Consider the following 21,687-nt stretch of genomic DNA (forward strand, 5'->3'; position numbering starts at 1 on the left):
GGGCGCGTTAAGCGCTTGTCGGGCGGACCCGGATCGGTTATCGTCATACTGACGATAAATGGGAGGGTCTGGCATGTCGCTGGGGGATCTGGTCGCGCCGCTCAACGTGGTGCTGTTCCACTTCGGGCAGGACGCGGTCACCTGGGCCGAACTGCTCGGCTTCGTGACGGGCGCGGTGGGGGTGTGGCTGACCGTGCGCGCGAACATCTGGAACTTCCCGGTCGGGCTGGCCAACAACCTGTTCTTTCTGGTGCTGTTCTGGGCCGCCCGCCTCTACGCGGACGCGAGCCTGCAGATCGTCTACCTGGCGTTCGGAGTCTTCGGCTGGTGGGAATGGCTGCACGGCGGCACCCGCCGAAGCCGCCGGACCATGGGGAACGCCAAGCCGTGGGCCGTCTGCGCACTGGTGCTCGCCATCGTTCCGGCCACCTGGGCGCTCACCGTGGTGCTGACCCGCGCCAGCGACATCGCGCCCTTCTGGGACGCGCTGACCACGGCGTTGTCGCTGGCGGCCCAATGGCTGCTGAACCTGAAGCAGTTCGAGAACTGGTTCTTCTGGATGGCGGCGGATGTGATCTACATACCGCTGTACTTCGTCAAGGTGCTGTATCTGACGGGCATCGTCTATCTGATCTTTCTCGGGCTGTGTCTGACCGGCGTGCGGGCCTGGCGGCGTGAGCTGCGCCTGGGAATGGCGCCGGCGTGAGCGTCTTTCAGCACGGCCTGGTGATCGGAAAGTTCTATCCGCCGCACGCCGGGCACCACTTCCTGATCCGCAGCGCCGCCGAATCGTGCGCCCGGGTGACCGTGGTCGTGATGGCCGCGGACGTAGAGTCGATCCCGCTGGCGGCGCGGATCGAGTGGGTTCGGCGAGCGCACCACGAGCAGAGCGGCGTGGCTGTGGTCGGGGTGCGCGACAACCTGGCGGTCGACTACGAGAGTGAGACCGCCTGGCGCGGGCACGTCGCGTTGATGCGTGAGGCGATCGCGTGTGGACCGCACGGTTCGGCCGGTATCGCAGTCGATGCCGTATTCACCTCAGAACCGTACGGCGCGGAGTTAGCCCGACGGTTCGACGCCGCTGACGTACGTCTTGACGCGCTAAGGGCAACGCATGCCGTCTCTGGCACGAAGGTGCGCGCTGATCCGGTCGCCGCGTGGGACGCGCTGGAACCGCCGGTCCGGGCGTGGTTCGCAAAGCGTGTCGTGGTCGTCGGCGCCGAGTCGACCGGAACGACGACGCTGTCGATGGATCTCGCGCACGCGCTTCGCAGGCGCGGCGGCCCGCACGCGTTGACCCGCTGGGTTGCCGAGTATGGACGGGAACTGACGGTCCGGAAGCTCGCGGTCGCCCGGGCCCTCGCCGGCCTGCGCGGGCTGCCCGAGCCGTCCGTGTTCGACTTGGATTGGGACGACGCGGACTTCGAGGCCGTGGCGGCGCGGCAGTGCGCTGATGAGGACTCGGCGGCGCAGTCCGGCGGGCCGGTGCTCGTCTGCGACACGGACGCGCTGGCGACCACGGTGTGGCAGGAGCGCTACCGCGGTAGATCGACAGAGCCCGTGCGTGCCCTTGCGCAGGAGATGCCGCCCCGCGCCCTGTACATACTGACCGATCACGCGGACGTCCCGTTTGACGACGACGGTCTGCGCGACGGCGAGCAGTTGCGCCCCTGGATGACCGACCGGTTCCGTGCAGTGCTGGAGAAGTCGGGCACGCGCTGGATCGAGGTGCGCGGCGACCGTGCCTCGCGGCTGGAGCAGGCGCTGGCGGCGGTGGACGAAGAGCTGGGCCGGGGATGGGAGCTAGCGGCGCCGCTGGGGTGAAAGGAACAGCGCCAGCGCGAGCGCGACGAACCCTCCGCCGACCGCGGACACGCCACCCCAACCGCCATAGCGATACGCCTCGGTCCCGGCCGCCGAGCCCAGCGCGCCGAGCACGAAGTACGTCGTCATATAAACCGATGCGATTCGGGCCCGTGCGCCGTTGGAGAGGTTGTAGACCACGCTCAGGTTGAGCAGGTTCGCGCCCTGCACGGCAGCGTCCATCAACAACACGCCGACGAGCAGCCACGCGAGATTCGTGCGGCCGAGCGCTATCGCGCCGAACGAGGCGAGGCCGAGGACCAGCAGCGAGACGGTGGTCGCGCGTTCGTGACCGCGGTCCGCCGCGTGCCCGGTCAGCTTCGCGGCGAGCGCTCCGGCCCCGCCGACCAGCGCGAACAGCCCGATCCCGGCCTGGTTGTAGTGAAAGGGCGAGCCGGCGAGCAGGAACGAGACGGTCGCCCAGAACAGGCCGAAGGCCGCGAACATCAAGCCGCCCATGACGGAGCGCCGGCGCAGGACGGGTTCGCTGCGAGCCAGTCGGGCGGTCGCGCGCAGCTGCTCGCGATAACTGATCGCGACCTCGGGACCGGCCGCTTCCATGGCCCGCAGGAGAATCGCCGACAGCAGCAACATCAGCACACCGGCCGCGGCGAACACCGTGCGCCAGCCGAAAGCCTGCCCGATCAACCCCGCGACCGTCCGGGAAAGCAGAATGCCGATAAGCAGGCCGCTGAGAACTGTTCCGGTGACGCGACCACGCTCGTGATCGCCGGCGATGGTCGCGGCGTAAGGCAGCAAGATCTGCACAACGCACGCTGCGATACCGACGGCCGCGCTCGCGGCAAGCAGGAGCGCGAGGTTAGGCGCGGCAGCGGCCGCAGCGAGAGCGGCGGCCTCGATCACCAGCAGCCCGCAGACCAGCCGCCGTCGATTGGTGATGTCGCCGAGCGGCACGATCAGCAGCAGCGCGACGCCGTACCCGAGCTGATTCGCGGTAACGAGTCCACCCGTCGCCGCCTGAGACGCGGAGAACGACTTGGCGATCTCAGGCAGCAATGGCTGGCAGTAGTACAGATTCGCGACGGTAAGGGCACACGCGAACGCGAGGAGGAAGACGATCCGGCGCGGGGCGCTACGCGAGACGTCAGCGTTCGGCGCGTGCGCTGCTGAGTGTTGCCGTGCGGAGGCCGGCGCCGGTGCGGAGGCCGAAACGGCAGTGGACGGTGGAATGGGCATGGCGTTCCCCCTCGGAGCGCAAATTCCAACCAACTTTTTGGTTGGAATCAGTCTGTCCCGCCCGGCGCGGCCATGTCAACCGAACAGTTGGAAATCGGGGAGGGAAGCGCGATACTCGTACGGACGCGCGAGTCGGCCGCGCGTGATCGCTGGCGAGCTGTGGAGGCGCGAGGTGGGATACGACCCGGAGGGCACCCGTGCCCGCATCCTGCGCGCCGCGGTCGAAGAGTTCGCCGAGCGCGGCAGCGCCGGCGCCCGCGTGGACCGGATTGCGGCCAAGGCCGGCGCGAACAAGGAGTCGATCTACCGCTACTTCGGCTCGAAGCAGGAGCTGCTGCGCCGGGTGCTCGACGAATACCTCAACGCCCACGGCGACGAGATCGGCCCCGACCCGGACGACCCGATCGGCTATCCGGCCAGCCTGATCCGCCAGCACGGCCCCAACCCGGCGCTGGTGCGGCTGGTCGCCTGGGAGGGTCTGGAGACCCAGGGCCCGGTCGACGAGCGCTCGGTGCAGGAGCGGCAGAAGCACTACGATCGCAAGATCGCAGTGATCGAGGACGCGCAGCGCGCCGGGATCATCGATCCGCAGCTTGACCCCAGGCACCTGCTGCTCACCTTCCTGGCGATGGCCGACTGGGTGTTCGTCAGCCCTCAGCACGCGCGGCTGATCTTCGGCCGCGACCCGGACGAGGAGCTGCTGGAAGAGCACGCGCGGTTCCTCGAAGAGGTCGCCCGGCGCATCGCCCGCAAGGACGGCGGCCGGAGCGGTGATGACGGAGGAGACGGGGACGATGGTGACGCGGCCCGCCGGGATCGCTAGCCGGCGGTAACGGGCGGTTGCCGAAGCGCCGCCTGAAGGGGACGGGGGAGACGTGTCGCGGGTGGTCGTCGGCAAGATCATCGCACTTGCCGCAGTGGTAAGTGTGCTGTTCGGCGGCCGCTGGATCGCCTTCTCGGTGCAGGCTCTCGGAGCGGTCAGCCCTGCCGCGCACACCACCGGCAACGACGCGCTCTGGCTCGGGCACGCCTGGGTCGATGGACGCCGCGGCCCACAGGACATCTCGGCGCTCGCCGAGCAGTTGCGCGGTACGGGAATCAAAGACCTGTTCGTCCACGTCGGACCGCTGAATCAGGACGGATCGCTGGATCCGGCCCTGCGGCCGCAGGCGAGGTGGTTCGTCGATGCCGCGCATCGCGCGCTTCCTGGAGTGCGAGTGCTGGCATGGATCGGTGACATCGTCAGACCACGAACCGGTGGCCTCGACTTGGAAGATGGCCGTACCAGGCAGCGCATCCTCGCCGCGGACGCTTCGGTACTCAGTGACGGCTTCGACGGCGTGCACTACGACTTCGAACCGGTAGGTGACGCGGATCCCGGCTACCTCGCGCTGCTCGACACTACGCACGCCCTGGTGCGTAACGCCGGGCGGATGCTCTCGATCTCCGCGGAACAAGTTGAACCGGTACCGGGCGGCCGATGGGCGCTAGAAAGCGTGGTCGGACATGGGAACTGGTGGTCGAGCGGGTACTTGCACCAAGTAGCCTCGCGCGTTGATCAGGTCGCGATCATGTCGTACGACTCCGTGCTGTGGACCGCCAGCTCGTACAGCGGCTTCGTGCGCGATGAGATGCGTATCGCACTCGGCGCCGTGCCAGACAATGTCGCCCTACTGATGGGTGTGCCTGCGTACGAGGGACACTCCCTTGTGCACGATTCGGCGGCTGAGACCACCGCAGCCGGGATACGCGGAGTCCGGCTGGCGCTACCGCACGGAACACCGACGGACCGCGCGGTCGGGATCGCGCTGTACATCGACTTCGGCGCGACCCGGGCCGACTGGGCGGCCTACCGGTCTGATTGGGTGGATCCGTAGGCGTTGCAATGGCTGCCGAAGATTAAGGGAAGGACGCACGCATGCTGGTCGCGTTTTCCGTCACGCCGCTCGGCGTCGGGGAAGAGGTCGGTGCGTATGTCACCGAAGCGGTGCGCGTAGTGCGCGAGTCGGGCCTGCCCAACCGCACAGACGCGATGTTCACGACGATCGAGGGCGAGTGGGACGAGGTGCTCGACGTCGTCAAGCGCGCGTACGAGGCCGTGCAGCAGAGCGCCCAGCGCGACGGCGCGGCCGGTCGGATCAGCCTCGTACTGAAGGCGGACATCCGGCCCGGCGTGACCGGCGCGCTGGAGGCGAAAGTGGCCACGGTCGAGCGGTACCTGGCGGAAGCGCAGGCGTAACCGACTCGACGACCCGGGCTCAAGCGCACTGCGATAAGCTGGGACTTTGCACTCATCCTGGCGCCGTCCTAAGGAGCGAGCCGCGTCGTGTACGTCCTGCACGCCCTGTTCACCGAAGCGGGCTGCTGGGAGCTTTGGGCTGAGGACTCGAGCCGGCCGCTAACGCTGCCGGTCGAGCCGACGGGCCGCGAAACTGCGGCCGGGCGCGGCGGCGCGGCCCGCCGTAGTGGCGCAGGCATGGCGCAGCGGCATCCCTTCGCGGCCGACCCGGCGGTCCTCGCCGACCTGCTGCGGGCGGCGGGCGACGAAGTGGCGGCGACGGTACGGCGGGCTGACCCGCGCGGCAGCGTGCCGCTTGCGCTGCCGTCGTCCCGCTCCGGCCCGCGGCCATCGACCGGCTTCGCGCGGTTCGTGCGCGATCAAGGTGCGCTCGGTGCAGACGGAAGTGGTAGCGGTAGCGGCGACGACGGCAGCGACGAGGGCGAGAAGGCCGAACTGCGCGCCTGGATCGTCCCCACGCTGGCCCTCGGCCCGCGTGACGGAGCCGCCCTGCTCGCGGTCCTCGACGGCGAACGCCTCGCGACCTACGACGCGGAGGGCGCCGAGACCGACATCCCACTCGCCGACACGGTGCGGTACGCCACCGCGGTCGCACAGTTCGCCGATGCCCTGGTACGGCGCGGCGAGATCCTTCCCGATCTGCAAGTCGATGAGGAGAACGGCGACCACCACGCGGTTTGGCGCCCGACGTACGCCCTGGAGAGTGCAGCGCATCGCAAGGCTCTGCTTGACGCGATGCCGCCGGTCTTCCGCGCCCAACTGCTCGACGCGGAGCTCACCGGACGACCGGCTACTGACGTACTCGACGGCGCTGTTAGCGCACTCGTCGACGCGTACGTCATTGCGGCGTTAACAGGCCCACACGGCTTACACGGAGAGTCGCTCGCCCCGCCGCGTCCGCCCAACAGCCTGAGCGTCAAAACGCCCATCGAAGAGCTCTGGCTCGACGCGCTGACCTCCGCCTCCAGCAACCTGCTCGACCCGGAACGGCTGGACCTCACGGCGGCCGAAGCATTGATGGCAGCCCTCGACGAATGGCGCACCACGCACGGCGCTACCGCAGGTCCGGTGCGTACCTGCTTCCGCCTGCTCGCGCCGGAGGAGGGCGCGAGCACCTACGGAGGCGACCGCGCCGACGGCGATCGCGGCGAGGCGTGGACCGTGGAACTGCTCTTGCAGTCCATCGAGGACCCCTCGCTGCTCGCCACCGCCCACGAGGTCTGGCACCGCTCCGGCGCGGCCCGGCTGCTGCGCGCGGCCGGCGCCGACCCGCGCCGCGACCTGCTCGCCGGCCTCAGCCGTGCCGCTCGCGTCTTCCCCGCCCTCGCCTACGCACTGCGCGAGGCGTCCCCGACGCACGTGCGCCTGGACGCCGATGGCGCGCACGGCTTCCTCACCCGCATCGCCCCCGCCCTCACCGGCAACGGATTCGGCGTGCTGCTGCCCTCGTGGTGGTCCTCGACCGGGCGCGCCGAACTCGGTTTCACGCTCGCGGCCGCCCCCAAGGCCGAGCACGCCGAGCAGGCGCCGAAGTCAAAGTCGGAGCAGCAGTCGGAGCAGCCGGGCCGAATCGCCCGCCGCTCCGGCTTCGGCCTCGGCGACCTGGTCGACTACGAGTGGCGCGCCTCGCTCGGCGGCCAGACGCTCACCGAGGCGGAGTTCCAGGCGCTCGCCGACGCCAAGAGCAACCTGGTGCAGTTCCGCGGCCGCTGGGTCGAGGTGGACCGCGACAAGCTGGCCGCCGGGCTCAAGGCGCTCGGCTCGCGGCGCGGCGGCGCGATGCGCGTACGGGACTTCCTTCGCACCGCCGTCTTCGGCCTCGACGACGACGGACTGCCGCTCGAAGCGGTCGAGGCGCGCGGCTGGCTCGGCGACCTGCTCTCCGGCGCCGCCGAGCAGCGCTGCACGGCGGCAGTCGCGCCGCCCGGCCTGCACGGCACGCTGCGTCCTTACCAGGAGCGCGGCGTCGGCTGGCTCTCGTTCATGGACCGGTTCGGGCTCGGCGCGGTGCTCGCGGACTCGATGGGCCTCGGCAAGACCGTCCAGGTGCTGACGCTGCTCGAACTCGAACGCGAGTCCGGCAGCGCCCAAGGCCGGCCCACGCTGCTGATCTGCCCGATGTCGCTGGTGGCGAACTGGCAGCGGGAAGCCGCACGGTTCACCCCGGGCCTGGAGGTCCACGTGCACCACGGTGCCGAGCGGCTGTCCGGCGAGCAGTTCCGCGCGGCCGTCGCCGACGCGCACCTGGTGATCACCACCTACGGCCTGGCGCTGCGCGACCGCGAGGAACTCGCGGCGGTGGACTGGCACCGGGTCGTCATCGACGAGGCGCAGGCCATCAAGAACGCCGGGACCAAGCAGGCCAGGGCGGTGCGCGCGATCGCCGCCCCGCACCGCATCGCGCTGACCGGCACCCCGGTGGAGAACCGGCTCGCCGACCTGTGGTCGATCCTCGAGTTCGCCAACCCGGGCCTGCTCGGCAGCGCCGAGTCCTTCAAGGAGCGCTTCGCCCGGCCGATCGAGCGGGACGGCGACGAGCGCGCGGCCGAGCGGCTGCGCCGGGCCACCGGGGCGTTCGTGCTGCGCCGGGAGAAGACCGATCCGGCGATCATCAGCGACCTGCCGGAGAAGGTCGAGATGAAGGTGGTCTGCAACCTGACCAAGGAGCAGGCCTCGCTGTATCAGGCCACGGTCGACGAGATGCTGCGCGAGGTGGCCGAGGCCGAGGGGGTGGCCCGCCGCGGCCTGGTGCTCGCGCTGCTGACCCGGCTCAAGCAGATCTGCAACCACCCGGCGCACTTCCTCAAGGACGGCTCGCGGCTGCCGAGCCGCTCCGGCAAGCTGGCCCGCGTCGAAGAGCTCTGCGACGAGGTGCTCGCGGCGGGGGAGAAGGCCCTGCTGTTCACCCAGTACGCCGAGTTCGGCGGGATGCTGCGCGCGCACCTGGCCGAGCGCTTCGGCCGCGAGGTGGCCTTCCTGCACGGCGGCGTGCCCAGGCGGGCGCGCGACGAGCTGGTGCGGCGCTTCGAGCTGCCGGACGGCCCGCCGCTGTTCGTCCTCTCCCTCAAGGCCGGGGGAGTGGGGCTGAATCTGACCGCGGCGAACCACGTGATCCATGTGGACCGCTGGTGGAATCCGGCCGTGGAGAACCAGGCCACCGACCGGGCTTTCCGCATCGGGCAGCTACGTGACGTGCAAGTACGCAAGCTGATGTGCGCCGGCACGCTGGAGGAGCGGATCGACCGGGTGATCGAGGAGAAGCAGGACCTTGCCGACCGGATCGTGGGCACGGGCGAGGGCTGGCTGACCGAGCTGTCCGTGGCCGAGCTGCGGGACGTGATCCGGCTGGCCGCGGACGCGGTCGTGGAGTGAGGGCGAAAGGAGCGGCGCACGACGTGTCGGGTGAAGCGAACGACTCAGCGAATCAGTACTCGGCGAACGAGCGGTCGGTGAACCAGCATTCGGCGAACCAGTACGGCGCGCCCGCGGGCGCCCGGCGCGCCGCCGGCCTCGCGGCGCGGCCGCAGCGAGGCTCGTCCGGCGAGGTGCGCTGGTCCAAGCGGTTCGTCGCGGTGATCGAAGGGTTCGGACACGGCGACCGGCTCACCCGCGGCCGCACCTACGCCAGCGGCGGCAACGTGCTCGGTTTCTCCATCCGCCCCGGCGAGGTCGCCGCCAGTGTGCAGGGCACCTGGGAGAAGCCGTACAGCGTGACGCTGCGGATCGAGGTCTATTCGCCGGAGCAATGGGCACGCGTCGAACGCGAGCTGGTTGAGAGCCACGGGTACATCAGGGAGCTGCTGGACGGACGCATGCCCGAGCGGATCGACCGGGTGTTCACCGCGGCCGGCCTCACCCTCTTCCCGGTACGCCGGGAGTTCCGCAGCGATTGCACGTGCCCTGACAAGCAGAACCCGTGCAAGCACATCGCGGCCGCCTGCTACGTGCTCGCCCGGCACTTCGACGACGATCCGTTCGCGCTGCTGGCCTGGCGCGGCCGGGACCGCGCCGTGTTGACCCGCCGGCTCGAAGCCCTGCGCGACGACGAGGCGTGGCAGGAGACCGCGGACGAGCCGCAGGACACCCCGCTGGCGGACCTCACCGACGGCTACTGGCGTTCCCCGGCCGGGCTGCCGGAGCCGTTGGCCGCGCGTCCGGGCGGGCCGGCCGGCGCGATCCTCGACCGGCTCGGCCCGCTCGGCCGGCGGCTGCGCGGCGAGGACGTAAGAGATCTGCTTCGACCGGCCTACGACGCGATGCGTGACGGCAGGGGTTGACGCGAGCGCAGAGGCCGATGTGAAAGCAGGGCCGCACGAGGTCTGGGATGCCCACTGACCTGCGTAGTCGCCTCGATTTACGGTGATCGACGGGTACCGGCGCGCGGCGATCCGGGTTAGCCTCATATGCGAACTCTGCGAAGCCCCGGCGTTCGCGGAAGAACCGTATGGGAGGTCCCCGCCCATGACCGAGCTGCACGCCGCGCCGTCGTCAGCCGCGCCAGCCGAGCCGCAGTCCCCGCCGTCCTTCCCCTTCCCCGTCGACCCGCACGTCGGCATCCCGGCCGAATACGCCGAGCGGCGCGCCAGCTGCCCGTTTGGCAAGGTGCGGCTGCCCAGCGGCGACGAGGCGGTGCTGCTGGTCACCTATGCGGACTCGGCGGCCGCGCTCGCCGACACCCGTCTCTCGCACAACCTGACCGCGCCGGGCTCGCCGCGAATCACCGCCGGACCGAGCTTCTTCGACGACCCGGAGAACCTGCTCAACAAGGAGGGCGCGGATCATCTGCGCATCCGCAGGATCGTCGCGTCCGCCTTCACCCCGCGCCGGATCGAGCGCTGGAAGCCGACGATCGCCGCCGTGGCCGGCGAGCTGATCGACGCGATGGAGAGCGCTGGCTCGCCGGCCGACCTCGTGTCGGACTACTGCTTCCAGCTGCCGGTGCGCATCATCTGCAAGCTGCTGGGAGTCCCGGAGCGCGACCGCGGGAGCTTCCGCGACTGGTCCAACGCCTTCGTCTCGGCCGCGCGGATGGAGCCGCAGCAGCGGGCCGGCCTGATGCACGAGTTCTCCGCTTACACGGCCGCACTGCTCGCCGCCAAGCGGGCCGAGCCCGGCGACGACCTGATCGACGACCTGATCGCGGCGCGGGACGGCGCGGACCGGCTCACCGAGTCAGAGCTCGTGTACCTGGTGGCCGGGCTGATCGCGGCCGGGAACGAGACGACCTCCAACATGCTCAGCCGCTCGGTGCTCACCCTGCTGCGCGACGGCGGCGGCCTCTGGAAGCAGCTCGTGGGCGATCCGGACCTGATCCCGGCGGCGGTCGACGAGTTGCTGCGGTACAACCCGCTCGGCAACGGCGCGGCGCTGCGGTTGGCCGTGGAAGACGTCGAACTGCCCTCCGGCACGGTGCGCGCCGGAGACGCGGTGCTTATCGCGGCCTCGGCCGCGCTGCGGGACGAGGCGGTGTACCCGGACCCCGATGCGGTCCGCTTCGACCGCGAGGCTCCCGCGCAGATCGTGTTCGGTGCCGGACCGCACTACTGCCTCGGCGCGCACCTGGCCAAGGCCGAGTTGCGGATCGGCCTCGGCTTGCTGGTCGAGCGGCTGCCGGGGCTGCGCCTGGCCGCGGACCCGCTCACCCTGAGCTATACCGAGGGCGAGGTGCTCAGCTCGCTGGTGTCGCTGCCGGTCGCCTGGTAGCGGCGGACAGCACCAGCGGGCTGATCGGCACCGCGCGACGCCGCCGGCGGGGAGAACCGGAGGCGCGTGCTCGGCGGCTCCGGACCAGGTGCGGGCCTCCGGAGCCGCCGAGCGCGGACAGCTCTTCCGCGCTGCTTGCGGCGTTTAACAGCTCACTGAGACTGCTCGATGCGCGCTCAGGCCCGGCACAGAATCTCGCCGTGCACGAGTGAGATCCAGCCGTCCGGGTGCGCGCTCCATTCCAGCCAGGCCGCCGAGTGCGCCTCCAGCTCCTCTTCGGTGGCCAGTCCCTTCGCGACCGCGCTGCGCGCGAACTGCGACTTGACCACTCGCTCCGACCACAGCTCGCCCCACCACGGCCGCGTCGTCTCGTCGGCGTAGCACCAGGTCGTCGACGAGGCGGTCACGTCTTCGAACCCTGCGGCGTGCGCCCAGGCAAGCAGGAAGCGGCCGGCGTCCGGGGTGCCCCCGTTGGCGCGGGCCAGGTCGACGTACAGCCGCAGCCAATCGTCGAGTTTGGGCAGCTCCGGGTACCACAGGAAGCCGCGGTAGTCGGAATCGCGGGCGGCCACGATCCCGCCGGGCTTGCACACCCGTCGCATCTCGCGCAGCGCCAGGACCGGATCTCCGACATGTTGCAGCACCTGGTGCGCGTGTACGACGTCGAAGGTGTCGTCCTCGAACGCGAGCTCGTGTACATCGCCGGTCGTGAACTCGATGCGGTCGCCCAGCCCCACCGCCTGCGCGTGCGCGGCGGCCTGGTCCAGCGCCTCCTGCGCGCTGTCGATCGCCACGACGCGGCCTGGGGCGACCAGTTCGGCCAGATCGGCGGTGATGGTGCCCGGGCCGCAGCCGATGTCGAGCAGGGTCAGTCCCGGGCGCAGCCGCGGCAGCAGGTAGGCCGCCGAGTTCTGCGCCGTGCGCCAGGTGTGTGAGCGCAACACGGATTCGTGGTGGCCGTGGGTATAGGTGGCAGCTTTGCCGGTCATTGTCAGGCTCCTTCGTTTCCCGTGGCCCCGACCTTAGCAGCGCGTCTCATAAAGCGAGCAAGTCTGTATCGCTATTTGAAACGACGCGCCGGGGGTAGGCGAGGTCGCGGCAAGATGCGGCCCAGCTAGTACGATGAGTGTCGAACCAGAGAAAGGAGCAGCCATGAGCGCGAACCAGGGCTCGCAACAGGTCGTGGACAGCCCGACCGGTTGGGTCGCCGACCACATCAGGGAGTACGTCGAGTCCGGCGGCGAGAAGGGCCACGAGTGGCGGGAAGGGGTGCCGACGCTGCTGTTGTCGGTGAAGGGCCGCAAGTCCGGCCTGTGGCGGCGTACCGCGCTGATCTACGGCCGTGACGGTGACAACTACGTGGTCGTCGCCTCGAAGGGCGGCTCCCCGACGCATCCGCTCTGGTACCTCAACCTGCGCGACAACCCCGAGGCCGAGATCCAGGTCGGCGCAGACAAGCTCCGGGTCCGTGCGCGCGACGCCGAGGGCGAGGAGCGTGCTCGGCTGTGGCAGACCATGTCCGCCATCTGGCCGGATTACAACAACTATCAGACGAAGACCGATCGGCAGATCCCGGTCGTCGTCCTCGAACCGGCCAACTGATCAGCCGCTAGCGCACAAAAGCCGGTGCGGTACCGCAGATGCCCGCGGTACCGCACCGGTTGACCCTGAACGAGAGCACTGGCGCAACGCTCGGAGCCTCCCCTCCCAGCGCCGAACGCCGCGCCGTGCCTCACCCCTTCACGCACACCACCTGCCGCAGCTCGGCCACGATCTCGACCAAGTCGGTCTGCGCGGCCATCACCTGCTCGATTGGCTTGTACGCTCCCGGGATCTCGTCCAGCACGCCGAGGTCCTTGCGGCACTCGACGCCGGCGGTCTGCTCGGCCAGGTCCGCCTCGGTGTACACCTTCTTGGCCTTGGCCCGGCTCATCCGCCGTCCTGCACCATGAGAGGCGGAGTTGAACGCCGCTGCGTTACCAAGCCCGCGCACGATGTAAGAGCGGGTGCCCATCGAGCCCGGGATGATCCCGTGCTCGCCGGCCCCGGCCCGGATCGCGCCCTTGCGCGTGACCAGCAGCTCCTCGCCCTCGTAGACCTCCTCGGACACGTAGTTGTGGTGACAGGAGATCACCTCGCCGAAGGTCGGCGCGGCCGCCTTGAACTCCCGGCGCACCACCGCCTGGTAGAGCGCCATCATCACGGCGCGGTTGAGCCGCGCGTACTCCTGCGCCCAGAACAGGTCCGCCCGGTAGGCGTCCATCTGCGGCGTGCGCTTGAGGAACACGGCCAGGTCCCGGTCCACGAGGCCCTGGTTGTGCGGCAGCGCGCGGGCCACGCCGATGTGGTGCTCGGCCAGTTCCTTGCCGATGTTGCGCGAGCCGGAGTGCAGCATCAGCCACACCCCGTCCTCGGTGTCGAGGCAGAACTCGATGAAGTGGTTGCCCGAGCCGAGCGTCCCCATCTGCGCCAGCGCCCGCTCCCTGCGCGCCTTGACCGCCGGGGCGAGCTGCGCGAACCGGGCCCAGAACGCGTCCCAGCCGGTCGCCGAGAAGCCGTGCAGCTTCGCGCCGTCCACCGGACGCAGGTGCGAGGCGCGACCGACCGGGATCGTGGCCTCGATCCGCGACCGCAGCCTGCCCAGGTCGTCCGGCAGGTCGGCGGCTGTGAGCGAGGTACGCACCGCGGTCATCCCGCAGCCGATGTCCACGCCGACCGCGGCCGGGCAGACCGCATCACGCATCGCGATGACCGAGCCCACGGTCGCGCCGATGCCGACATGCACGTCCGGCATCACGGCGACGCCCGCGATCTGCGGCAGCGTGGTGACGTTGAAGAGCTGCTGGAGCGCCTGGGGCTCTACCGTGGCCGGGTCCGCCCAAAGGCGGATCGGCACGTAATGTCCGGGCAGCTCGGTCATGGGCATGACTAGTCGACCTCCGTGGTCAGGATGGACACGTTCAAGTCTCCGCGTGAGGCGGCGTTATCCGCGTACGCGCGGCAGAGATGTCTGTAGTGACGTGGGTGGGTGCGGTGATCTACGGGAAAGGGCGCGGCCGCAGCCGGTTGGTCGGTCGAACGAACTCGACCTATTCGGCGTTGCGGCGCAGTCGAGAGGACCTGCGACAGCGGAGCGGGTGACGACGCAACATCGCTGGAGGTCTCCTCTCTCGCTACACGACGGTTGTGGAAGCCGCCGCGCGCGCCCGCCCGAACCATTCGGGCTGTCGGCCGCGCCGTCGTCTATGAACCCATATACGGCCGTGGCGCGGCAACGGAATTATCGATCGCTAGGGGAGCGCGCGGCTGCCTGAGCGCTTAAGCAGACGGCAGAACCACCGTCACCATGTGCGTACCGAAGCGCTCGGTGACGTATCCGTCTGGGAACTGCTCGCTGAGAATCGCGCGCTCGGTGGCCAGGAATTCATCGCGGTTGGACAGCGCGGCGACGTACGACTTCGACACGAGGTTGTCGAGGTGCGTGTCCAATGAAATCGTCCGCTCCCAAGCGAACTCGTGCGTCGTGACCTTGAGGGTGTCGTGGTCGCCGAACTCGTTGTCGCGTTTGCCGTATGGTCCGCTGACCGCCCGCCAGTTCGGGTCGGCGGCCTCGATCCGCAGCTCCTGCTCGTGCTCCCAGGTGCTGTCCCGGTGCGTGTGGTTCCACCAGGCCGCGAATACGCCGCCGGGTCGCAGAATGCGGCGGAACTCGGGCACGGCGAGCGCGGGGTCCATCCAGTGCCACGCCTGCGCGCTGGTGACCAAGTCGGCGCAGTCGTCACGCAGCGGAATCGCGGTCGCGCTGCCGCGCACCGGCCGCACTCCGGGCGAGGTCGCGGCCAGCTGCGCGATCATCGGCCCGGACAGCTCGAGCGCGGTGACCCGCGCCCCTCGCTCGGCCAGCTGGCGGGAGGCGATCCCGGTGCCCGCGCCCAGGTCGACCACGTCGAGTCCGGCCAGCGGCTTGCCGAGCACGTTCGCCAGGGTGTCGTAGAGCTCTGCGGGATAGTCGGGCCGCCCCGCCGCGTAGTTCGCTGCCACCGTGTCGAACTTCGAACGCTCCGCCACCGCAGGGCCCCTTCCCGTCGGTAAGTACCGAGAGGGACCTTAGCCGATCACCCGGCAGTGAAACTCATGGTGGGTGGTGAATCCGAGCGCCGCGTAAAGCCCGACCGCCGCTTCGTTGTCGGGAGTCACTTCGAGGAACGCGTCCGTCGCGCCCTGCTCGTCGGCCCACTCCAGCAAGGCGTCCATGACCAGCTTGGCCAGCCCGCGGCGTCGTGCCGAGGGCGCCGTCTCTATGGCGCTGAGACCGACCCAGCGCGAGCCGTCTTGTCCGTCCGCGCCCGCGGCTGGGACGACCGCGGCGCGACCGATGGCGACCGGCGCGCCGGTGTCCGAGTCGTAGATCGTCGCGAACCGCACGCTCTCACCGGATCCGAGGACCTGTCGGGCGACCGGCGGCACCGTGCCGGAGCGGTAGAGGGACAGCCAGTCGTCGGTCGGCTCATCCGTGAAGGTCTCCTTCACGCCGATCGGGGCGACGCTCAGCAGGGTGTCGAGCACCTCGGAGACGTTGGCGACCTGCCGCCAGGCGAGAGCGTCGGCGCGTTCGTGCCCGAGCTCGACGAGCGCGAGGTCGAGCTCTGATCCGACGGCCACCTGAACCAGGGCCGGAAGTCCGCGCTCGGCGTACCAGGCCTGCACAGCTGACACCGCGTCGGGCAGCGGGCGCTCGAGCGGGCCGAGCGGCCACGCCGAGTTGGCGCGGTGGGTGAACCCCTCAGCGGCCCGCAGGTGCCAGCCGTCCACCTGCGTGGACTCGGCGTATCCCCAACCTGCGGCAGCTGTCGCGATCAGGGCGTCAGCGGTGGGCGTCTCGGCCATGGCTTCCTTCTCCGGAGTTCTAAGGCGGCGGGTGCAACTGGGCCGGGCCCGCGGGCCGACGGCCGTCGCCTGGCTGCGTTGTCGTCGGCCCGCGCACAACCCCGGTGCGCAGGCCCGCTTCGCCTTGCCATGCTCGGCCCTCGACCCGCTCGCTGATCCGGCCTAGATCCACCCGCCGCCCAAGCTGCTGGCAAACAATGCCGTGCCGGAGAGCGGCAGTCAAACACGGAGCGTCACGATGCCCACAACTGACCTAATGGCGCACAACCCGCGATATGAGTGCCCACATCGTCACAACCGCGAGCGATCGGCTCAGCCCGAGCCCTGCTTCACCTTCTCGGCCAATTCGCACGCGGTGGCGCCGTCGGCCGGCGTGCCTTGGTGCGCGGCGATGCTGCACAGCATTCCGCGCAACGCCTTCTGCTCGTCCTCGCTGAGCGCGGCCAGCAGCTCCGCTTCGGCGGCGCTGATCGCCGACTGCGCGTCGGCCAGCCGGGCCCGGCCGGCCTCGGTGGCCCGGATCAGCCTGCTGCGACGGTCGTTCGGATCCGGCAGCCGCTCCGCGAGCCCGGCCTTCTCCAGGTCGTCTACCAGGTAGACCATCACGGTGCGGTCCACCCCGAGCTGTTTGGCCAGCTCGGCCTGGTTGTGCGCGCTGCAGTTGGCAGCGCCGTAGAGCGCCTGGAAGCCGCGGTGCCCGTGCGGCAGATCGGCGACCGCGCGTTCGACCGCGTAGGTGTAAGCGCGGAAACACTGCGCGAGCAGCCAGCCGAAATTCTGATCGAAGCCGGCCGGGATTCCGTGGGATGCGGACGCCGTCGGGTCCGCGACCGCGTCCCGCTCCACGGCGCCTGCGCTCATGCCCGCCCCTCCGCTCTTGCCGCGGTCGAATCCGCGTCTGGTCTGCGGTTCCAGGATACAGCGGCCCCGAGGCTTGACAAATAGTCTGCGTAACAGACAATCTAAGTCCAAGACAGATTGTCGAACAGACTAGTTCAGGAGCTAGCCATGGCCCGCCTGCTGCATGTCGATTCCTCCGCCTTGACCGTCGGCTCGGTGTCGAAGGAGATCGCCGACACCTTCCGCAAGACCTGGCAAGAGGCGCACCCCGACGGCGAGATCACGCACCGCGACCTGGGGCGCAACCCGGTGCCCGCGCTCGAGGAGGCGGGCATCCACGCGGGTTTCATGCCGGCGGAGCAGCACACGCCCGAGCAGGCTGCCGCATTCGCGCTGCGTTCCGAACTAGTGAACGAAGTGCTGGCCGCGGACGCGTACCTGTTCACGGTGCCGATGTACAACTGGGGCGTGCCGGCCACCTTCAAGGCCTGGCTTGATCAGATCATCCTGTCCGGTCGCACGGTGGCCTTCGACGGGACGCCGCCGCTGGCCGGGCGTCCGGCGACGATCGTGCTGGCATACGGCGGCGGCTACGATCCGGGTACGCCGCGCGAGGGCTGGGACTTCGTGCAGCCCTATTTGGAGACGGTGCTGGGCAAGGCGCTGGGCCTGGACGTGACCGTGATCAAGGCGCAGCTCACTCTGGCCGAGCGCAACCCGGCCATGGCCGACCTGATACCCACCGCGCAGCGGCTGCGAGCCGCCGCGCACGAGGCGGCGGAGTCACACGCCCGCGCCCTCGCCGGCCAGTTCGCCGCCGCGTAGCGCTCCCTCTCGCTCGGGATCGCTGGCCTGCCCGGGCCGTGGCCCAGCCGCGGATCCGGCTGCCGGCGCCGGTCCCGGCCCCGACCTCCCCGGCCCCTCCGCCGTCGCTGAGCCTGCTTCGTCGGCGCTCTCCGACATCCCCAGCCGGATCCTCCGCTGGAACCGGATGACCACCAGTGCGAGTCCGAGGACGACCACCGCGGCCCCGAGCAGCATCGGTGCCGTTACCGACTCGTTGCGTGCGATGTGGCCGGTGAGAAAGCCGATGACCGGAATGGCGAGCGAGTAGGGCACCACCCGGTCAGCTGGATGCCGACTGAGCAGCAACGACCAACTGCCCATCGCCAGGATGGTCGAGAGCCCGACCGAATAGGCCAGTGACAGCCACGCGCCCAACCCGGCATGACCAAAGGCGGTGGCGTCGCGGTGGGCGCCCTCGTGCAACAGCGAGAGCGCGAGCAGGGGCAGCGGCGGCACGATCGAGGACCAGATCACCAGCTGGAATCCGTTGTCCGGCTTGGCGATGCGGGTGCATACGTTGCCGACCGCCCAGCTGGCCGCGCCGCCGAGGACCAGCAGCAGCGAGAGCGCGCTGACCGAGCCGCCGCGCGCCAGTCCGACGATCCCGAGACCGAGCGCGCTGACCGCGATGCCGAAGGCCTGACGCGGCGAGGGCCGCTCGCGCAGCGCGAGCGCGGCGAAGGCGAGCGTGAATACCACCTGAGCCTGCATCACCAGAGAGGAGAGCCCGGCGGGCATCCCCGCCGCCATGCCGAGATACAGCAGGGCGTACTGGCCGGTCCCGGTGAACAGGCCGACCAGCAGCAGCCAGCGCCAGGCGATCTGCGGGCGCGGCACGAACAGGCAGCAGACCGCGACGGCCGCGAACCGCAGGGCGGCGAAGAGCAGTGGCGGGAAGTCGGCGAGTCCGGCGTCGATGACGGTGAAGTTGACGCCCCAAATCAGTACGGCTAGCCAGGCGAGCAGGAGGTGGCGGACGGGAAGCGCGGTGCCGCGAGTCATGGATCCAATCAAGCAGCGCCGATCGTTTAGAACCAGCGAATAGTTCTGCGCGATACCATGCAGAAACGCTGAATCGGGATACTCGTGCCCGGTGCCCGGTGCCCGGTGCCCGGTGCCCGGTGCCCGGTGCCCGGTGCCCGGTGCCCGGTGCCCGGTGCCCGGTGCCCGGTGCCCGGTGCCCGGTGCCCGGTGCCCGGTGCCCGGTGGAACCCCGCTCCACCGCGCCCCGAGCCGATCACGCGCCCGGCCCAAAAGGGCCCTGCGTGGCGCTCCCCGCACCGCGCCACCCGACCAGCGCATACGGTGCGCACTTTCGCGCACCCGATGGGAGGCGAGCAGTGTGATCGACCCGCGGCATCTTAGAACGTTGAGGGCGCTTGCTGACCACGGCACCGTGAACGCCGCAGCCGTGGCCCTGCACCTCACTCCCTCCGCGGTCTCGCAACAGCTCACCGCGCTCGGAAAGTCCACCGGCTGCACCCTCATCGAGCGGCGCGGACGCGGCGTCGTGCTCACCGAGCCGGCCCGCATCCTGCTCGACCACGCCGACGCGATCCTCGAACGATACGAGCGCGCCGACGCCGAACTACGCGACTTCCGCGAGGGAACCGCCGCCCGCTTCCGGATCTGCGCGTTCCCCACCGCGATCGCGGCCTTCGTGGCCAAGGCGGTCGCCGACCTCTGCGAGCAGAACCCGGGCTGGCGGGTCTCGATCGAGGAGGCCGAGTCCGAGGAGGCGCTCGCGCTGCTGCTCGACGGGGAGGTGGACGTGGCCGTGGTGATGATCGCGCCCAACCGTCCCGCCCTGGCCGACCCCCGCGTGGTGTTGGAGTCCCTGGTCGTCGACGACTACCGGGCCGTCGTTCCGTCCCGGCACCGCTTGGCGAAGAGCGTCGACCCGGTCGATCTGCGCGAACTCGCCGAGGAACCCTGGATCCAGTCGCGCCGCTGGACCTCCTGCAACGAGGTGATCACGGCAGCCTGCGCGTCGGCGGGCTTCCAGCCCCGCGCCGCGCACTACACGACCGACTTCCTCGCCGCGGTCGGCATCGTGGCAGCCGGACTCGGTGTGACCGTCGTGCCGGAACTCGGCCTGCCGCCGATCGTCCCCGACTCGGTGCGCGTCCTGCCGATCGGCCAGGACGCCCCGCGCCGTCGCATCGCCGCCGCGATGCGCAAAGGTGCGAACTACTCCCGCGCGGTGGCGGCCCTTCGGCAAGCATCGGCAAGTGCGAAGGCCGATGCCGCACGCTTGGCTCAGGCCGTGAGCGTGCCGGCGACGGGTTGACGGGCGAGCTGCCCAGGATCACGCGGCCGCGCGGTCCGCACATGCGGTAAGCGTTTCGCCGTCGGTCTTGCGCGCGACGCTACCCGCTTAATGGTCGATGGCAGTCTCGCGGTCGGCTCATGCCACGAGTGCGCCACTGTCGGTTCTGCGTGCGACGTTACCCGTTCCTGATCAATGGCGTGGGCGCGACCCGCTTACTGATCGATGACAGCCTTACGCTCAGCGGCCAACGTGTCATCGGCGTGTGCTTTCGCTGGACTTGGCATCACCCGCTACGGAGAGGGACGCAACGTTCGCATGAACATCCCCGAGCTTGAGCTGACGGGCTGGCGCCGCGAGGTCAGCACGCTCTACGCGGCGGTTCGTGCCGTCCCGAAGCCAGAGCGCGCGCACGAGCTGTGGCGTGCGGGCCGGGACGAGCTGTTCCGGCGTCACCCGCAAAGCCCGCTGCCACCGGGCGATCCGATGCGCGCGACGGGCGTGCCGTACTGGCCGTACGACCCGCGGTTGCGTTTCGAGCTGCCCATCGTGCCGCCCGGCGAGCCGAATGGCTTGAGCCTGCCGACCGACGGCGACGGCAATACCGCGATGCGGCTGATCGGCCGCGTCGAGCTTCCCGAACCGATCGGCGCGACGCTCGAAGTCTGGTGGCTGCGACAGTACGCCGGCGGGCTGTTCCTCCCCGTGCGCGACGGCACCGCCGGCACGGAAAGCTACGGCGGCGGGCGATACCTGCTGGATACCGCAAAGGGCGCCGACCTCGGCGGCGATGCGGACAGCCTCGTCGTCGACCTGAACTTCCTGTATCACCCCTCATGCCGGTACGACGCGCAATGGCAGTGTCCGCTCGCTCCGCCCGGCAACACCATCAGCGCCCCGATACGTGCCGGCGAGCGGCTGTGACGAGCCGACGGCGGGAGCAACGCGTCGTCGTTTCTGGCGAAGCGGCGCGATCCTCGGGCTGATCAGCCGCTGGCTGCTTCGCTAGAATCCGGGCATGGCTGACACCGGGGACCCCAACGCCGCGCTGGAAATGCGTGCCGCCGACTCCGACCGTGAGCGCGTGGCAGAGCAACTGCGCGAGGCCGCGGGACACGGTCGGCTGACGATGGACGAGCTTGAGGAGCGGCTGGAGCGCGCCTACTCGGCTAAAACCTACGCTGAGCTGGAACCGCTGACCCGCGACCTTCCGGCGGCCGGAACGACGCCACCGCTTCCCGCGCCGGTCGGCTCCACCGCGGCGACACCGCTGATCGGCGGGACGCCCACGAAGCGCCGCTGGTCGATCGCGATCATGTCGGGTTCGGATCGGCGTGGGCGATGGGTCGTGCCCGCGCGGTACAACGCGTTCTCGTTCTGGGGCGGTGTAGTCCTCGATCTGCGCCAAGCCACCTTCGCCGAGCGCGAAACGGTCATCCGCGCGAACGCGATCATGGCTGGCATCGACATCATCGCGCCCGAGGGCGTCGATCTGCGCGTCGAGGGCTTCGGGTTGATGGGCGGATACGACGACGCGACCGCCGACAACGTGGAACCGCCGCCGCCGGGAGCGCCGATCGTGCGAGTAGTGGGAATCGCGTTCTGGGCCGGGGTGACCGGACGGCGCAAGGCAGCGAAGGCGCTCGAGGAGAAGCAGCGCGGCGAACTGGCCTCGTGAGGGACGGCGCGGTCGACGTCGTGCCAAGGGGGCGTGCCGGGGCGCCTTTGAGAAGAGGGCGAATAAGAGCCTTGAGTCCTCCCGGCTGAGGTGCGGTAGTTGTGC

20 protein-coding genes are annotated in these 21,687 nt (G+C 70.1%); 13 read left to right on the forward strand and 7 right to left on the reverse strand.

Annotation, left to right across the window (positions count from 1 at the left end; genetic code table 11):
- The first annotated feature begins 73 nt into the window (after positions 1-73).
- Positions 74-706, forward strand: coding sequence for a nicotinamide riboside transporter PnuC (gene pnuC, locus VFA06_RS03600; RefSeq protein WP_324838931.1), 633 nt, complete (start codon positions 74-76; stop codon positions 704-706).
- Positions 703-1,824 (forward strand): AAA family ATPase, encoded by a 1,122-nt coding sequence (locus VFA06_RS03605; protein WP_324838932.1) that lies wholly within the window; start codon positions 703-705, stop codon positions 1,822-1,824. The genes pnuC and VFA06_RS03605 overlap by 4 nt, the downstream gene beginning before the upstream one ends.
- Here VFA06_RS03605 and VFA06_RS03610 read toward each other — a convergent pair.
- Positions 1,804-3,060, reverse strand: coding sequence for an MFS transporter (locus VFA06_RS03610; RefSeq protein ID WP_324838933.1), 1,257 nt, complete (start codon positions 3,058-3,060; stop codon positions 1,804-1,806). The two genes, VFA06_RS03605 and VFA06_RS03610, sit on opposite strands and share 21 nt — an antisense overlap.
- Positions 3,061-3,232: 172 nt before the next feature.
- Between VFA06_RS03610 and VFA06_RS03615 the strand changes: the two genes are divergently transcribed.
- From VFA06_RS03615 to VFA06_RS03640, 6 genes are all read left to right on the forward strand, one after another.
- On the forward strand, positions 3,233-3,883 hold the full coding sequence (locus VFA06_RS03615) for a TetR/AcrR family transcriptional regulator (protein WP_324838934.1): 651 nt from the start codon (positions 3,233-3,235) through the stop codon (positions 3,881-3,883).
- Positions 3,884-3,935: 52 nt separating this feature from the next.
- Entirely contained in the window at positions 3,936-4,937 is a 1,002-nt protein-coding gene (locus tag VFA06_RS03620) for a hypothetical protein (protein ID WP_324838935.1), read from the forward strand.
- A 41-nt stretch (positions 4,938-4,978) separates the two neighbouring features.
- Positions 4,979-5,299, forward strand: coding sequence for an MTH1187 family thiamine-binding protein (locus VFA06_RS03625; RefSeq protein WP_324838936.1), 321 nt, complete (start codon positions 4,979-4,981; stop codon positions 5,297-5,299).
- An 87-nt stretch (positions 5,300-5,386) separates the two neighbouring features.
- Complete coding sequence (locus VFA06_RS03630; RefSeq protein WP_324838937.1) at positions 5,387-8,731, forward strand: DEAD/DEAH box helicase; 3,345 nt, start codon at positions 5,387-5,389, stop codon at positions 8,729-8,731.
- Positions 8,732-8,754: 23 nt separating this feature from the next.
- Positions 8,755-9,636 (forward strand): SWIM zinc finger family protein, encoded by an 882-nt coding sequence (locus VFA06_RS03635; protein ID WP_324838938.1) that lies wholly within the window; start codon positions 8,755-8,757, stop codon positions 9,634-9,636.
- Positions 9,637-9,820: 184 nt separating this feature from the next.
- Positions 9,821-11,062: a cytochrome P450 gene (locus tag VFA06_RS03640; protein WP_324838939.1), complete on the forward strand. Its 1,242-nt coding sequence runs from the start codon at positions 9,821-9,823 to the stop codon at positions 11,060-11,062.
- Positions 11,063-11,238: 176 nt separating this feature from the next.
- Here the strand turns inward: VFA06_RS03640 and VFA06_RS03645 are convergent, their stop codons facing one another.
- Positions 11,239-12,051: a class I SAM-dependent methyltransferase gene (locus tag VFA06_RS03645; protein WP_324838940.1), complete on the reverse strand. Its 813-nt coding sequence runs from the start codon at positions 12,049-12,051 to the stop codon at positions 11,239-11,241.
- A gap of 163 nt (positions 12,052-12,214) precedes the next feature.
- Here VFA06_RS03645 and VFA06_RS03650 point away from each other — a divergent pair, with 163 nt between their 5' ends.
- Positions 12,215-12,664 carry a nitroreductase family deazaflavin-dependent oxidoreductase gene (locus tag VFA06_RS03650; RefSeq protein ID WP_324838941.1) on the forward strand — a complete coding sequence of 150 codons (450 nt, stop codon included), beginning with the start codon at positions 12,215-12,217 and terminating at the stop codon, positions 12,662-12,664.
- A gap of 130 nt (positions 12,665-12,794) precedes the next feature.
- Here VFA06_RS03650 and VFA06_RS03655 read toward each other — a convergent pair whose 3' ends face one another.
- From VFA06_RS03655 to VFA06_RS03670, 4 genes are all read right to left on the reverse strand, one after another.
- Positions 12,795-13,988, reverse strand: a complete 1,194-nt coding sequence (locus VFA06_RS03655) for an RtcB family protein (protein ID WP_324838942.1) — start codon at positions 13,986-13,988, stop codon at positions 12,795-12,797.
- A 392-nt stretch (positions 13,989-14,380) separates the two neighbouring features.
- Positions 14,381-15,130, reverse strand: coding sequence for a class I SAM-dependent methyltransferase (locus VFA06_RS03660; RefSeq protein WP_324838943.1), 750 nt, complete (start codon positions 15,128-15,130; stop codon positions 14,381-14,383).
- A 39-nt stretch (positions 15,131-15,169) separates the two neighbouring features.
- Positions 15,170-15,949, reverse strand: a complete 780-nt coding sequence (locus VFA06_RS03665; protein WP_324838944.1) for a GNAT family N-acetyltransferase — start codon at positions 15,947-15,949, stop codon at positions 15,170-15,172.
- A 312-nt stretch (positions 15,950-16,261) separates the two neighbouring features.
- Positions 16,262-16,810: a MarR family winged helix-turn-helix transcriptional regulator gene (locus tag VFA06_RS03670; protein ID WP_324838945.1), complete on the reverse strand. Its 549-nt coding sequence runs from the start codon at positions 16,808-16,810 to the stop codon at positions 16,262-16,264.
- Positions 16,811-16,957: 147 nt separating this feature from the next.
- Here VFA06_RS03670 and VFA06_RS03675 point away from each other — a divergent pair, with 147 nt between their 5' ends.
- Entirely contained in the window at positions 16,958-17,614 is a 657-nt protein-coding gene (locus tag VFA06_RS03675) for an FMN-dependent NADH-azoreductase (protein ID WP_324838946.1), read from the forward strand.
- On the opposite strand, the gene VFA06_RS03680 is transcribed toward VFA06_RS03675, so the two are convergent.
- Complete coding sequence (locus VFA06_RS03680) at positions 17,573-18,637, reverse strand: EamA family transporter (RefSeq protein WP_324838947.1); 1,065 nt, start codon at positions 18,635-18,637, stop codon at positions 17,573-17,575. The two genes, VFA06_RS03675 and VFA06_RS03680, sit on opposite strands and share 42 nt — an antisense overlap.
- Before the next feature lie 340 nt (positions 18,638-18,977).
- On the opposite strand from VFA06_RS03680, the gene VFA06_RS03685 reads away from it, so the two are divergent.
- From VFA06_RS03685 to VFA06_RS03695, 3 genes are all read left to right on the forward strand, one after another.
- Positions 18,978-19,925, forward strand: coding sequence for a LysR family transcriptional regulator (locus VFA06_RS03685; protein WP_324838948.1), 948 nt, complete (start codon positions 18,978-18,980; stop codon positions 19,923-19,925).
- A gap of 297 nt (positions 19,926-20,222) precedes the next feature.
- On the forward strand, positions 20,223-20,828 hold the full coding sequence (locus VFA06_RS03690) for a DUF1684 domain-containing protein (RefSeq protein WP_324838949.1): 606 nt from the start codon (positions 20,223-20,225) through the stop codon (positions 20,826-20,828).
- Between the two features lie 94 nt (positions 20,829-20,922).
- The gene (locus VFA06_RS03695; RefSeq protein ID WP_324838950.1) at positions 20,923-21,582 is read left to right on the forward strand and encodes a DUF1707 SHOCT-like domain-containing protein; all 660 of its coding nucleotides are present in this window, start codon (positions 20,923-20,925) and stop codon (positions 21,580-21,582) included.
- Positions 21,583-21,687 lie beyond the last annotated feature (105 nt).

The organism is Actinocrinis sp. (assembly GCF_035653575.1).
Lineage (GTDB): Bacteria > Actinomycetota > Actinomycetes > Streptomycetales > Catenulisporaceae > Actinocrinis.